The organism is bacterium (assembly GCA_026708055.1).
Classification (GTDB): Bacteria; Actinomycetota; Acidimicrobiia; order Acidimicrobiales; family CATQHL01; genus VXNF01.
The window spans coordinates 48,124-60,797 of the sequence record JAPOVS010000019.1 but is presented as its reverse complement, the minus strand read 5'-3'; the positions used below and the strand labels follow the sequence as shown (position 1 = coordinate 60,797).

Sequence of the window (12,674 nt, the reverse complement as noted above, 5' to 3'; positions counted from 1 at the left end):
GGAATGCCCGGATTACGTGATCGGGGAGCACTGCCCGACCGGGGGTTACGGCAGTGACGACTGAAGGCGCCGCCGGAGCGCGGGCACAAGACCGCCATGATGTGTCGGCCCGGGGCATCACGAAGGCCTTCCCCGGAGTCGTGGCGAACGACGGCGTGGACTTCGACGCCGATCGCGGCGAGGTTCATGCGCTGCTCGGCGAGAACGGTTCGGGCAAGACCACGCTGTGCAAGATCCTCACCGGCCTCTACCGTCCCGACGCCGGCCAGGTGCTCGTGGGCGGGAACCCTGTCAGCTTCCGATCCCCTGCCGACGCCTACGACGCCGGGATCTTCATGGTTCACCAGCACTTCAGCCTCGTCTCGTCGATGACCGTGGCGGAGAACGTGGTCCTGGGATGGCACCGCGACGGCCGGCGAGTCTTCAACCGCAGGCAGGTGGAGGACGAGGTGGCCCGTGCCGCGGAGCGCTATGACATGCGCGTCGACCCGCGAGCGGTGATCTCGCGCCTGTCGGTCGGCGAGCGCCAGCGCGTCGAGATCCTCAAGGCCTTCTACAGGGGTGCGCGCACGCTGATCCTCGACGAGCCGACGTCGGTGCTGACCCCCCAGGAGGCCGAGCAACTGTTCGTCTCGCTCCGGCGCATGGCGGCCGAGGGTGAGGCCGTCATCTTCATCTCCCACAAGCTCGACGAGGTGTCGGCTCTCTGCGACCGGGTCACCGTGCTGCGCCAGGGCCGCGTCTCCGGCTCGGCGAACCTCCGCACGACGAGCGTGGATGCGCGGGGCCTGGCCAGGATGATGGTCGGGCGCGACATCGCCTTCTCGAGACGCTCGCGGTCCCAGCCGCTGGGCGAGGGCGAACCGGCGCTCGAGTTGCGTGACGTCAGCGCAGTCGACGCGGACGGCACACCGGTGTTGCGGGAGATCACGCTGTCGGTACGAGCCGGGGAGATCCTCGGGGTCGCCGGCGTCGCCGGGAACGGCCAGGTGGCTCTCGGCGAGGTGATCGCCGGGCTGCGCAAGCGCACCGGCGGGGAGGTTCGGTTGCGCGGGAAGCCGCTGCCGCCGGGCGATCCGCGTGCCGCCTCGGACCGCGGCCTCGCCTACGTCCCCGAGGATCGCATCGGCACCGGTCTGGCGCCGGGGCTGACCGTGGCCGACAACTGTGTGCTGAAGTCCTACCGGCAGCGGCAACTGAGGCGCGGACCGTTCCTCGTCAAGTCCCGGATCATGGCCCGGACGCAGCAGTTGTTGGAGGCGTTCAACGTGAAGGGCACCGCCAACTCCCTGGTCCGGCAGCTCTCGGGAGGGAACGCCCAGAAGGTGCTGCTGGCACGGGAGATCTCCTCGGAGCCACAGGTGCTGGTCGTCGCCACGCCGACACGGGGGCTGGACGTGTCGGCGATGGAATCCATTCGCACGCTCCTGCTCGAAGCGGCCGCCGGCGGCGCGGCCATCCTGATGATCTCCGAGGACCTCGGCGAGATCCTCGACCTGGCGGATCGGATCGCCGTCATCTCCCGCGGCCGGATCCAGGGCGTGATCCAAGGAGACGGCGCCGACGCCGAGCAGGTCGGGGTACTGATGATGGGCGGCGCGCTGGAGGACGCCGGTGCGGTGGCTTCCTGAGATCCACTTCGAACGGCGGCTGAAACCGCCGCGCTGGCTGGGTCCGGCCACACCGCCGATTGCGGTGATCGCGGCCCTCGCCATCGGCGCGCTGGTGCTGTGGGCCAGCGGCCGCGATCCCATCGACATCTACCAGCGCATGGTGCGGGCGGCCTTCACCAACCCCGGAGCGTTCTCCAACACGCTCGTGGCCGCCACGCCGCTGCTGCTGACGGGGCTCGCCGCGGCCGTCACGTTCCGCATGAAGGTGTGGAACATCGGCGCCGACGGCCAGTTGATGATCGGCGCCATGCTGGCGGCCGCCGCGGGCACGTACTTCGGCGGGCAGAGTCTCACCACCGTCATGACCCTGATGATCCTGGCGGGCATCGTCGGAGGCTGCCTGTGGGCAGCAATCGCCGCGCTGTTGCGGGTCTACCTGAACACCAACGAGGTCCTCACGACGCTGATGCTGAACTACATCGCGCCGCTGATCCTCTTCTACCTGATCTTCGATTCGACGTCCTACTGGCGCGACCTGTCCACGCAGAGCGCGCGGGTCTTCCCGCGAGCCAAGACCTTGGCGGAAGAGGCCTTCTGGCCGCAGTACGGCACGACCGTCGTCGTGCCGTTCGGCTTCATCCTGGGAGCGGTGCTGGCGCTGGCGCTCCTGTTCGTGGTGCGCAGCACGCGGTTCGGTTTCCAGATGAGGGTGTCGGCCGACAGCCCGGCGGCGGGCCGCTATGCGGGCATCCGGACCGGCCGGCTGCTCATACTGGTCATGCTGCTGTCCGGCGCCCTCGCCGGCATCGCGGGGGCCAGCCAGATCGGCGACATCTCGCACCGTCTCGAGCCGAAGAACCTGCAGCTGGCCGTGTTCGGCTACACCGGCATCGCCGTGGCGGCGCTGGTCCGCTACCACCCACTCGCCATCGTCGTGAGCGCCATCCTGGTGGGCGCTCTGAACAACGCCGGCTTCAACCTCCAGGGGCCCGACCTGCCGCTGGGGCTCATCGGCGTGAACCAGGGCATCATCCTGCTGCTGGTGGCGGCGAGCGAGGTGAGCGCCCGCTACCGCGTGGTCATCGGTCGGCGCGACGGGAGCGCCACTCGGGCGCCACCACCCGGCGAGTCTCCTGACGCGGCTGCGGCGGGCGACATCTCCGCCACCCAAGCCGACCACGGAGCAGAGTCATGAACGAGTCGCTGTTCGTGGATCTGCTGGCGGCCGGCGTCTTCTACGGGACGCCGCTGGTCCTGGCAGGCCTGGGCGAGTTGCTGGCCGAGCGCAGCGGGGTCATGAACCTCGGCGTGGAGGCCATGATGCTCATGGGCGCCGTCACCGCCTTCTGGTTCGTCCAGTCGTTCGAGGGGCCCGGCTGGCTCGCTCTACTCCTTGCCATGCTGATCGCCGCGCTGGTCGGGATGGCTATGGCGACGCTCTATGCGTTCGCCGTGGTCACGCTGCGGGCCAACCAGGTCGTCTCCGGTCTGGCACTGCTGATCCTGGGTGGATCCACGGGGCTCTCGAGTTACCTGGCGGCCATCGGGGAACTGGCCGGCCCGTCGGCGCGCTACGAACTCCCCTCCTACGACGTCCTGGGTCTCAGTGAAACACCGATCGTGGGGCCGTTGATCTTCGGACAGAACGCGCTGGTCTACGTGTCGTGGCTCCTGGTGGCGCTGGTGGCCTTCTACCTCTATCGCACGCAGACCGGCCTGCACCTGCAGGCCGTCGGTGAGGATCCCCGTTCCGCCGACGCCATGGGGATCAACGTGTCCCGTTACCGCTACGGCCACACCATGGTTGGCGGCGCTCTCGCCGGCGTGGCCGGCTCCTACTACACGCTCGAACTCCAACCCTCTTGGATCGACGGCATCACCGCCGGTGCCGGATGGATCGCCATCGCCCTGGTCATCACCGCCTTCTGGCGACCCGGCCTGCTGCTTGGGGGGGCATACCTCTTCGGCATCGTGACCAGCCTCGGCTTCACCTTGCAGGCGCGCGGCGTCGATCTGCCGCCGGAGATCTTCAGTTCGCTGCCGTACGTCCTGACGATCGTGGCCGTCGTGCTGGTCTCCAGTGGCTGGGCTCGAGGGCGGCTCAACGCGCCGGCAGCGCTCGGTGAGCCGTACTCGAGAGAGGAGGCGTGACGACTTACCATAAGCAAGACATGTGCTAATGCTAGACTTTCCGTACTTGACTTATGAATTCGGCCTACTAGTCTGCATGGTCAGGCCAATGCGCGGCTCTCTCGCGATTCGCCGGAGGAAGCCGGGCGGGATTCCTTGAGGGGAAGGGGAGAGACCATGACGGTTAAGACACGAAAGGCCCGGCGCTCGAGCGCCGGCCGGTTGTTCCTCATCTTGGCGGTTCTGGCCGTCGGAACACTCATCGCAGGCGCCTGCGGTGACGACGCCGCCGAGCCCACGGCAGCACCCGCGCCGGCACCTGAGCCGGCCCCGGCTCCTCCCGAGCCCGCACCCGCACCACCGCCGGAGCCGGCAGAGGCGCCCGCTGCCGCACCCGAGGAACCACCGCCACCGCCACCGGAGGAGCCGCCGCCGCCGCCACCGGAACCCGCGGCCGAGGAACCGGCGATGGACGACGAGCCGCTGGAGATCCTGTTCCTGTATTCGGGGCCCGCCCGCGACGGCGGCTGGACCCAGACCTTCGACAACGCCCGTATGGGGATCGAGGAGACCTACGGGGATCGCGTCTCCACGACGTTCAAGGAGAGCCTCTGGGGGGCCGACGTCATCACCTCGGTCATCGAGACGGCAATCCTCGAGGGCATCGACGTGATCGTGGGCACGAGCTACGAGCAGGGTGAACCGATGATCGCCGCGGCCTACGAGAACCCCGACGTCTACTTCGTCGCCAGCCAGTGGGACAACCCCGGCGACCTCGACAACTTCGCCGGCTACGTCAACGCCCCCGAGGACGGCGCCTACATCTCCGGCGTCGTGGCGGGCCTGATGGTCGAACCCGGCGATGACATCGGTTGGGTGGACGCGTTCGCCATCCCCTACGACATCCGGACGATCAACGGGTTCGCCATCGGAATGCAGCTCACCAACCCGACCGCCACGCTCAAGGTCGTGTTCACCAACGACTGGGTGGACACGAGCCTGCAGGGCCAAGCGGCGCGCAGCCTCGTGGACTCCGGTGTCACCTTCATGTCCACGAGCCTGCCGAGCCCGGCGATCGGCCCGGTCGTCGAGAGCGCCGGGGTGCCCTACGCGGGCGTGCAGGTGGACGCCAGCACCTATGCACCGACCGTGACGGTCGTTACCGCCGAGTACGACTGGAGACCGCAGATCGAGAGCTACATCCAGTCCATCTTCGACGGCGACTTCAAGACCGAGTTCTCGTACTTGAGCATGGACGACGGCGCCATCACACTCACCGAGTGGGGGCCGCTCTACGACCAACTCTCCGACGACGAGAAGGCTATCGTCGAGGCCGAGATCGAGCGGATCTCCAGCGGTGCGGGCCAGGTGTATACCGGCCCGCTGTCGGACATCGGTGGCAACGAGATCCTCGCTGACGGTGAGGTGATGGCAGTCGGGGATCTGCGCTCGATGTTCTGGGTCATGCCCAACGTCGAGGGCGTCGACCTCTGACCGGTAGCCGGGAGGAACGACGGCCATTGACGTCACCGAGCCGAGGATCGAGCCTGGCGCCTGCGTAGGTGAACAGGCAGACGTGACGACGGTGCGCCCCGTCCTCGGGGCGCACCAGACCGCGGCAACCCTGGCGCCGCCGCGGCCGGCCTCGCGGGTGGGCGAGTCGGCGCCGCGCCCCGACGGCGTGCCCAAGGTCACCGGGGTGTTCGCCTTCTCCTCAGACCTGCACGCCGACGCCATGCTCTGGGGGCGCACACTGCGCTCGCCCCATCCCCACGCCCGCCTGCTGTCCATCGACACCTCCAGGGCGTTGACGATCGCGGGCGTGGTCGCCGTGCTCACCGCCGAGGACGTTCCCGGGCGGAACTCATACGGATTGACCCTCCCCGACCAGCCGGTCCTGGCCTCCGACATCGTGCGTTACGAGGGTGAACCGGTCGCCGTCGTGGCCGCCGATCATGCAGAGACGTGCCAGATGGCACTCGAGGCGATCACCGTGGAGTACGAACCGCTACCGGCGCTGACCGACCCGGAGTCGGCCGCCACCGCCGCGCCCATCCATCCCGACGGCAACGTGATCCACACGGTGCCGATCCGCCGCGGCAGCATCGACGGTTCCGCTGAGGTGGTCGTGGAGGGCACCTACGAGGTGGGGATCCAGGACCAGGCCTTCCTGGGTCCGGAGTCGGGCCTTGCGGTGCCCGACGGCAGAGGCGGCATCGACCTGTACGTCGCCACACAGGGCCTTCATCAGGACTTGGCGCAGGTCGCTCCGTGCCTGGGGCTGAGCGAGGACGACGTGCGGCTGCACCTTGCGGGCACCGGCGGAGCGTTCGGCGCCCGGGAGGACCTCTCCATGCACGTGCACGCCTGCATGCTGGCCCTGCGAACCGGCCGTCCCGTCAAGATGATCTACCAGCGCGACGAGTCGTTCGTCGGCCACGTCCACCGGCACCCCGCCAGGATGTGGTTCCGGCACCACGCCACAGCCGAGGGAGAACTCGTGGCCGTCGAGGGGCGCATCCTGCTCGACGGGGGTGCCTACGCCTCCACCTCGGCTTACACGGTGTCCTGCTCGGCGCGGTTCGCCTGTGGCCCCTACCGCGTCCCCAACGTCGACGTCGAGGCCACCGGCGTGCGCACGACCAACCCGCCGTCGGGAGCGATGCGCGGCTTCGGCGTCGTGCAGGCCTGCTTCGCCCACGAGAGCCAGATGGACAAGCTCGCCGCCGCCTGCGGTCTCAGCCCTCTGGACATCCGGCTCCGCAACGCCCTGCGCACCGGTGACGCACTCATCACCGGCCAGACCATCGACGTGCCCGCTCCCGTCCGCGAGTGCCTGGAGGCCGCCGAGGCGTTCGACCTGCCGCTCCCGACGGCGAACGACGACTACGCCCTGCCGGGGGGAGCCGGGCGTACCGCCGACCGCAGACGGATCCGCCGGGGCGTGGGATACGCCGCCGGCTTCAAGAACATGGCCTACTCCGAGGGCTACAACGACGACACCCGGGCCCGCTGCCGGCTCGAGGACGGCACCGTCACCATCACCTGCGCCGCGGCGGAGATCGGCCAGGGGTTCGTCACGGTGGCGGGCCAGATCGCCCGCTCGACAATCGGCGTCACCGAGGTCCGGCTCGCCACACCCTCCACCGCCACCATCGGGACGGCCGGGTCCTCGGCGGCCAGCCGGCAGACCGTCATGTCGGGCGGCGCCGTCGAGAAGGCCTGCCGGGCGATCGCCAACCTTGTGAAGCAGACCGTCGCCGAACGCCACGGGATCAGCGCCGACCTTCTCGCCGTCGAGGACGGCCGGATCACGAGCAGCGACGGCTGGATCGATCTGCCCGTCGCCGAGGCGGCTGACGGACCGGTCGAGGTGGAGGTGCGCCACGAGCACCGTCCGACCTCCCCGCTGGACCCTGAGACCGGCCAGGGCGACGCCGATGTCTCCTGGATCTTCGCCGCCCACCGCGCGGTCGTGGACGTGGACCTCGACCTGGGCTTGGTGCGCGTGGTGCAGGTCGCCGTCGGCCAGGATGTCGGCAAGGCGCTCAACCCTGTCTCGGTGATAGGCCAGATCGAGGGGAGCACCTCCCAGGGCATCGGGCTGGCGGTCATGGAGGAGGTCGTCATGGAGAACGGCTCGATCCGGAACCCGTCGTTCACCGACTACCTGATCCCCACGTCCGCGGACATGCCCCCGATGGAGGTGACGCTCATCGAGATCCCCGACGAGACGGCGCCGTTCGGGGCCAAGGGAGTCGGCGAGACGTCCAGCCTGCCGTCGACGCCGGCGGTGGTGGCCGCCATCAGGGCCGCCACGGGCCTGGAGCTGCCCCGCGTGCCGGTGCGCCCGCAGGACATCGTCGGGAGGAGGTCACGATGATCACGATCCCCGTCATCGACATCTCGCCGTTCGAGAGTGGGAGCCCGGCGGAGGACGCGATGATCCGCGCCGTCAACGACGCCTGCGAGGAGCACGGGTTCCTCGTCGTGGCGGGCCACGGCATCCCCGCCGAGGTGAACGATGATCTCGACCGAGCGTGCCGCGCCTTCTTCGGCCAGTCCCCCGAACGCAAGGCGCGCTTCACGCCGGCCAACGGCGACATCCTGCGGGGGTGGTGGGGTGTCGGCACCATGGCCACCGCCGCGAGCCTCGACATCGAGACCCCGCCGGACTTCATGGAGTACCTGGGCTTCGGGCCCGAACTCTCCGCCGAGCGACGAGCCGACTACGCCGGCCGGGACGTGAAGCACGTCGACAGCTTCTTCGCCACCAACGTGTGGCCCGACACCGAGGGGCTGCGGGAGGCCGTCGAGTGCTTCTACGCCGAGACGACCGCGCTGGCGCGCCGGCTGATGCGCATCCTGGCAGTGGCGCTCGATCTGCCGCCGGACTGGTTCGAGGACAAGCTCGAGGTGCCGGGCTCCTCGCTGTTCGTCAACTACTACCCGGCGACGGGCATCGAGCCCCAGCCGGGACAGTTCCGGCGTGGCGAGCACACCGACTACGGGGCCGTCACCGTTCTGTACACCGACGGCGAGTCGGGCCTGCAGGTCAAGACGCGCGACGGCCGGTGGGTACCCGTGCCGGTGGTGCCCGACACCTACGTGGTGAACCTCGGCGACCTCATGGGGTTCTGGAGCAACGGCCGCTGGCGATCGAGCCTGCACCGGGTGGTCTGCCCCACCGACACGAGCACCGACCGGCTGTCGGTGCCGCTGTTCTTCAACCCCAGCCTCGACGCCCTCGTGCAATGCGTGCCGACGTGCCTCGCTCCCAGCGAGCAGCCCAACGATCCGATCCCGGCCGGCGAGTGGATCGCCAACAAGGTCGCCGCCACGACGTAGCCCCGAAGTCGCCGCGGTCAGGCCGCGGCAGCGGCCTTGCTGCAGCACCTCCCATCCAGTGCTACAACACTCTCACGTCATTCCGGTGAAGGCCGGAGTCCATGGTCCAGCAGCCCGATTCACACTGCTGTAGGGATGGCTGAGCAGTCCCCTACTCCGTGAACTCCAACAGCGGCGCGAGGTCGGGATCGGCGACCAGAATGCTGAAGCGGTCGTACATCGCCGCCAGCACCTGATTGTCGAACAGGTCGATAGCGGGCATGAGCGTGGCCTCACCGGCCGCCACTTCTTCCATGCCGTTCGCCACCTCGACCAGGAAGCCCGAGTCGATCGTGGTCCGGCCGTAGTGGTGGGGCACGACCAGGCTCACGTCATCGGCGATGTCGGCGAGCCGCCGCGTCGACGCCGCATAGGTGCCGATGTCCGCTTCGTTGAACTGCGCCAGGTTGGCACCGGTCAGCACCGTGTCGCCCGTGAACAGGAGGCTGTCGCGCTCGTCGTAGAGGCAGATCGAGTCGGGAGTATGGCCGGGCGTGTGCATCACGACCAGGGAGCGGTCGCCGAGCTCGATCCGGTCGCCGTCGGCCACGGTGGCCGTCGGCGGTCCGGTCACGATGTCCCAGGAGTCCAGGTCGAAGCCGGGCGGCAGAGGCCCGATGTCGTTGAACGACTCGAGCAGGTGGAAGTGCTTCCGGTCGATCGCCCGGTACGCCTCAGCGCACGCCAACAGGTCCCGCACGTAGCTCGCGAAGCCGGCGCGCCACTCCTCCGCGAGGGGCTTGGAAATCAGCTCCGCGCCGACCTCGTGGGTGATGATCTCGTCGAACTCGCAGTTCCCGCCGATGTGATCGGAGTGATAGTGCGTGTTGACCACCGTGACCGGCAGGTCGGTCAGTCCGGCGACGACCGGCCGGAGCGGCGAGATGCCGCACCCCGTGTCGAGCAGAACCGCCCGTTCGGTGCCCGCGATGAGCCACAGGTTGACCAGGGCCGGCTCGGCGACCAACCAGACACCGTCGGAGAGCTTCCTGGTCCGGAACCAATCCATGGACATCCTCCCTTGCTGCGCCCGCCCATCGCAAGGCGGCGCCGGGGTTGCATCGCGGTGATCGGTGCCGCCTGTCGAGTCGGCTGTGGCGATGGTAACCCGCTCGCCGAACCGGACGGAACAGTCGCCGGCGACTGCACTCGAGTCCGACGCAGCGACCAGTCGACGCCGGTCGGTCGACGGGGACAGCCTCCTGGTCGGGCGGGCCGCCGGAAGCCTCGTCGAACTCGCCCTCTGAGTGACAGGTCACATGTCCCCGTGCCTCAGACCCGCGGCCTGGGCCGCGCCGTCCCTGCCGCGCACGGCCTCGGTAACAGAACCCCGGTGCCTGTTGGAGACGTAGCCGCCTGGCTAGCTGGATGGGTTCAGAGGACCCCGGCGAGCCACTCGCGGGCGTCGATCATCATTTCGATGGTCTGGCTGTGGGCCATGTCGTAGGCGTGATGCCGCAGATCCCACCCACCGTCGGCGAGGGCTGCGATCACCTCTTTGGGCTTGTCTGGGCCGATGACGATGTCGCGGGTTCCCCACTGGAAGAGCGCCGGTCGACCATTGCCGTGCGTCAGGTCGAGGTCCAGCCTTGGATCGCCCGGAAGGCCGCAGCAGATGGCCCACACGCCGGCATAGCGGGGCGCAGCGGCTCTGCCGGCGAGCGCCAGCGACAGGTAGCCGCCTTGGCTGAACCCGCCCACGACGCAACGCTCGAGTGGCACACCTGCCTTGTCCGCCTCGTCCGCGATGAACGACTCAAGCATCTCAAGCGACGGCATGAACTGTGAGAGGTCGGATTCGAAGGTGTCGAGGTCGATGGTCCACCAGCCCGCGCCGTCGCCGTCGGGCATGTCGATCGGTCCCCGCGGCGCGATCGCAGTGAAGCGCTCGTCCGGGTCGACCAACGGCACATACGACGCGAGGTGGTGCTGCTCGGCGGTGTAGCCGTGCATGAGGAAGAGCAGACGGTCGGCACCGTCGCGGTCAATCCGGTATTGGGTCAGTGGCATGGCGCTGCACGCTCCTGTGCTGTTCGTTCGATCTCGACACGAACGATGTGGGGGCGTCCCATCAATTGGTGGGCTCTTGTGTTGAGCATCGGTGATGGTCGCCGACTGTGAATACGGCTGTGGCGATGGTATCGCGCTGGGCGTAGAGCAGATTCATGGAGTCTTCGGAAAGGTAGCGGCGGTCGGTGGCCCGCCCTACGTGGCATTGCAGTGACGGCGGTCGCCGCTGGTACGCTCGGAGTTGGCTTCCCCCTGACAGAGCCGGCCGGGCGATCCCGCCCGGAGGAGGGAGCAGCGCAGTGGAAGTCGCTCAGATCCAGTTCATCATCGCCTGGGTGTCGATCCTCGTCACCATTCTGGGTGCCGTCTTTGCCGGCTACGCGTTCTTGCAACGCGAGATGCGAGACGGCTTCAAGCGCCAGGACAAGCGGATGGACGGCCAGGACGCCGAGATCAAGGAACTCAGAACCGACGTCGGTGACTTGAGGGTGAGCGTCGCTCGCATAGAGGGCCGCCTGGGAATCGGCTTCCCCCGCTCCGGCACCGACGAGCCGACGGAACCGAGCGAACGACCCGACTGCGCCGCCTGATCGGCTGCGCGGCGAACCCCGCGAGGCCGTCCGCCAGTCCACCCTGGCTGATCACATCGTCACCGGTGCGACACCTGTGACCACATCGGCGGTGCCTTGTGTCCGCACGTTTGCGCGTTCGACGGGTCCGAACCGAGGGCGAACTCCCCGGCGACGCCTCGTGCCTGCGCGCCCCGGATTGGATCGCTCTACTCGAAAGGTTTGCGATGACAGACGATGAACTGCTCCGGTATCTCGGCACCACCGACGATCACATCAGGTTGACGGTGCTGGTGCGCCTCGAGCGCCCAAGCGCCGAAGCCACAATCGGTACGCTCGATGGCCCCAACGCGTGGGTGCCGGCGTGGCCGCCGGACGGACTTGCGTACGCGTCGGTTCAGACGGAACCGATGATCGGGCTGCTCGGCCCCGCGGCGCGCGCGGTCGCCCGGGCCGCGGGCCACGAGTGCAATGGGCCGTACTCGGAGCGGTGCCCCGAGGCTGACGACATCATCGCCGCGTGGGTCGGGATCGACGACACCGAGGTAAACGGGGAACTGTTCGCCGCACGGGACGTGATGCTCGCGGTGCAGTCCCTGACCCGGCCGCTCGAGTCTCGGCGGATCTGGGGAGAGGCGGAGGGCTGGCAGTTGGTGATCGAGACGGTCGCCGTCAACCCGAACTAGCCGGGCGGGCATATGACTAGACTGCGACTAGTATTTTCAAAGGCTGAGGAGGCTCACATGACGGATGCACCCGCCGATGGCGGTGCCGTGGATCTCAGCCGCCCGATCGGCGCGGCGGACTTCAAGGCCAGATGCCTCCAGATCATGGACCTCGTCAGTGAGTCCGGCGCCGAGGTGACCATCACGAAGCACAACCGGCCGGTCGCCAAGCTGGTTCCCGTGCAACCCCCGGCGAGACGGGCGAGCATCCTCGGCTCGTGCAGGGACTCGCTGGTCATCGTGGGCGACGACCTGGATCTCTCGACCACCGACGAGTGGGCCGAGTGGGAAACGAAACTGGACCGGCTTCCCGACGCGCCCACAGCCACCTGATGCTGCTGCTCGATACCAATGCCCTGCTCTGGTCGCTGCGGGACGACCCGCGACTCGGGACGGCGGCGCGGTCCACCATCGAGGAGGGGTGGGAGATCGGCTCCCTGGGGGTGTCGGTCGTGACGTTCTGGGAGGTCGCCATGCTGGCGGAGAAGCGCGAACTTGTTCTTGGGTGCGAACCGGCTCGCTGGCGTCGGGACCGGCTTACCGACGGGCTGCGGGAACTCCCCCTCCAAGGCGCCGAGGCCGTCCGCGCCGCCACCTTGGCGCGCGACGGTTTCCACAACGATCCGGCCGACCGGTTCATCGTGGCGACCGCGCTCGTCGGTGGGCACACGTTAGTGACGGCCGATCGGGCGATTCTCGACTGGGGCGGGGATCTCCGCTGCGTCGACGTGCGGATCTAA

12 protein-coding genes are annotated in these 12,674 nt (G+C 68.6%); 10 read left to right on the top strand and 2 right to left on the bottom strand.

Annotated features, from left to right (window positions below; all coding sequences use genetic code 11):
- The first annotated feature begins 53 nt into the window (after positions 1 to 53).
- The 6 genes from OXG55_02225 to OXG55_02200 all read left to right on the top strand — a co-directional run bounded on the left by OXG55_02225 (position 54) and on the right by OXG55_02200 (position 8,591).
- Positions 54 to 1,631, top strand: coding sequence for an ABC transporter ATP-binding protein (locus OXG55_02225; protein MCY4102073.1), 1,578 nt, complete (start codon positions 54 to 56; stop codon positions 1,629 to 1,631).
- Positions 1,615 to 2,808, top strand: a complete 1,194-nt coding sequence (locus OXG55_02220; protein MCY4102072.1) for an ABC transporter permease — start codon at positions 1,615 to 1,617, stop codon at positions 2,806 to 2,808. Before OXG55_02225 ends, OXG55_02220 begins: the two co-directional genes overlap by 17 nt.
- Positions 2,805 to 3,764 (top strand): ABC transporter permease, encoded by a 960-nt coding sequence (locus tag OXG55_02215; GenBank protein ID MCY4102071.1) that lies wholly within the window; start codon positions 2,805 to 2,807, stop codon positions 3,762 to 3,764. The genes OXG55_02220 and OXG55_02215 overlap by 4 nt, the downstream gene beginning before the upstream one ends.
- A 156-nt stretch (positions 3,765 to 3,920) precedes the next feature.
- Positions 3,921 to 5,237 (top strand): BMP family ABC transporter substrate-binding protein, encoded by a 1,317-nt coding sequence (locus tag OXG55_02210; GenBank protein MCY4102070.1) that lies wholly within the window; start codon positions 3,921 to 3,923, stop codon positions 5,235 to 5,237.
- 130 nt (positions 5,238 to 5,367) lie between these two features.
- On the top strand, positions 5,368 to 7,626 hold the full coding sequence (gene pucD / locus OXG55_02205; GenBank protein ID MCY4102069.1) for a xanthine dehydrogenase subunit D: 2,259 nt from the start codon (positions 5,368 to 5,370) through the stop codon (positions 7,624 to 7,626).
- Complete coding sequence (locus OXG55_02200; protein MCY4102068.1) at positions 7,623 to 8,591, top strand: isopenicillin N synthase family oxygenase; 969 nt, start codon at positions 7,623 to 7,625, stop codon at positions 8,589 to 8,591. The genes pucD and OXG55_02200 overlap by 4 nt, the downstream gene beginning before the upstream one ends.
- 151 nt (positions 8,592 to 8,742) lie before the next feature.
- Here OXG55_02200 and OXG55_02195 read toward each other — a convergent pair whose 3' ends face one another.
- Both OXG55_02195 and OXG55_02190 read right to left on the bottom strand, forming a co-directional pair.
- The gene (locus OXG55_02195; protein ID MCY4102067.1) at positions 8,743 to 9,639 is read right to left on the bottom strand and encodes an MBL fold metallo-hydrolase; all 897 of its coding nucleotides are present in this window, start codon (positions 9,637 to 9,639) and stop codon (positions 8,743 to 8,745) included.
- Between the two features lie 365 nt (positions 9,640 to 10,004).
- Positions 10,005 to 10,640 carry a hypothetical protein gene (locus tag OXG55_02190; protein ID MCY4102066.1) on the bottom strand — a complete coding sequence of 212 codons (636 nt, stop codon included), beginning with the start codon at positions 10,638 to 10,640 and terminating at the stop codon, positions 10,005 to 10,007.
- Positions 10,641 to 10,939: 299 nt separating this feature from the next.
- Between OXG55_02190 and OXG55_02185 the strand changes: the two genes are divergently transcribed.
- The 4 genes from OXG55_02185 (at position 10,940) to OXG55_02170 (ending at position 12,674) form a co-directional block, all read left to right on the top strand.
- Complete coding sequence (locus OXG55_02185; GenBank protein MCY4102065.1) at positions 10,940 to 11,230, top strand: hypothetical protein; 291 nt, start codon at positions 10,940 to 10,942, stop codon at positions 11,228 to 11,230.
- 206 nt (positions 11,231 to 11,436) lie between these two features.
- A complete protein-coding gene (locus OXG55_02180; GenBank protein MCY4102064.1) occupies positions 11,437 to 11,895 on the top strand; it encodes a hypothetical protein in 459 nt (152 codons plus the stop codon).
- A gap of 57 nt (positions 11,896 to 11,952) precedes the next feature.
- Positions 11,953 to 12,267 carry a type II toxin-antitoxin system prevent-host-death family antitoxin gene (locus OXG55_02175; protein MCY4102063.1) on the top strand — a complete coding sequence of 105 codons (315 nt, stop codon included), beginning with the start codon at positions 11,953 to 11,955 and terminating at the stop codon, positions 12,265 to 12,267.
- Positions 12,267 to 12,674, top strand: coding sequence for a type II toxin-antitoxin system VapC family toxin (locus OXG55_02170; protein MCY4102062.1), 408 nt, complete (start codon positions 12,267 to 12,269; stop codon positions 12,672 to 12,674). Before OXG55_02175 ends, OXG55_02170 begins: the two co-directional genes overlap by 1 nt.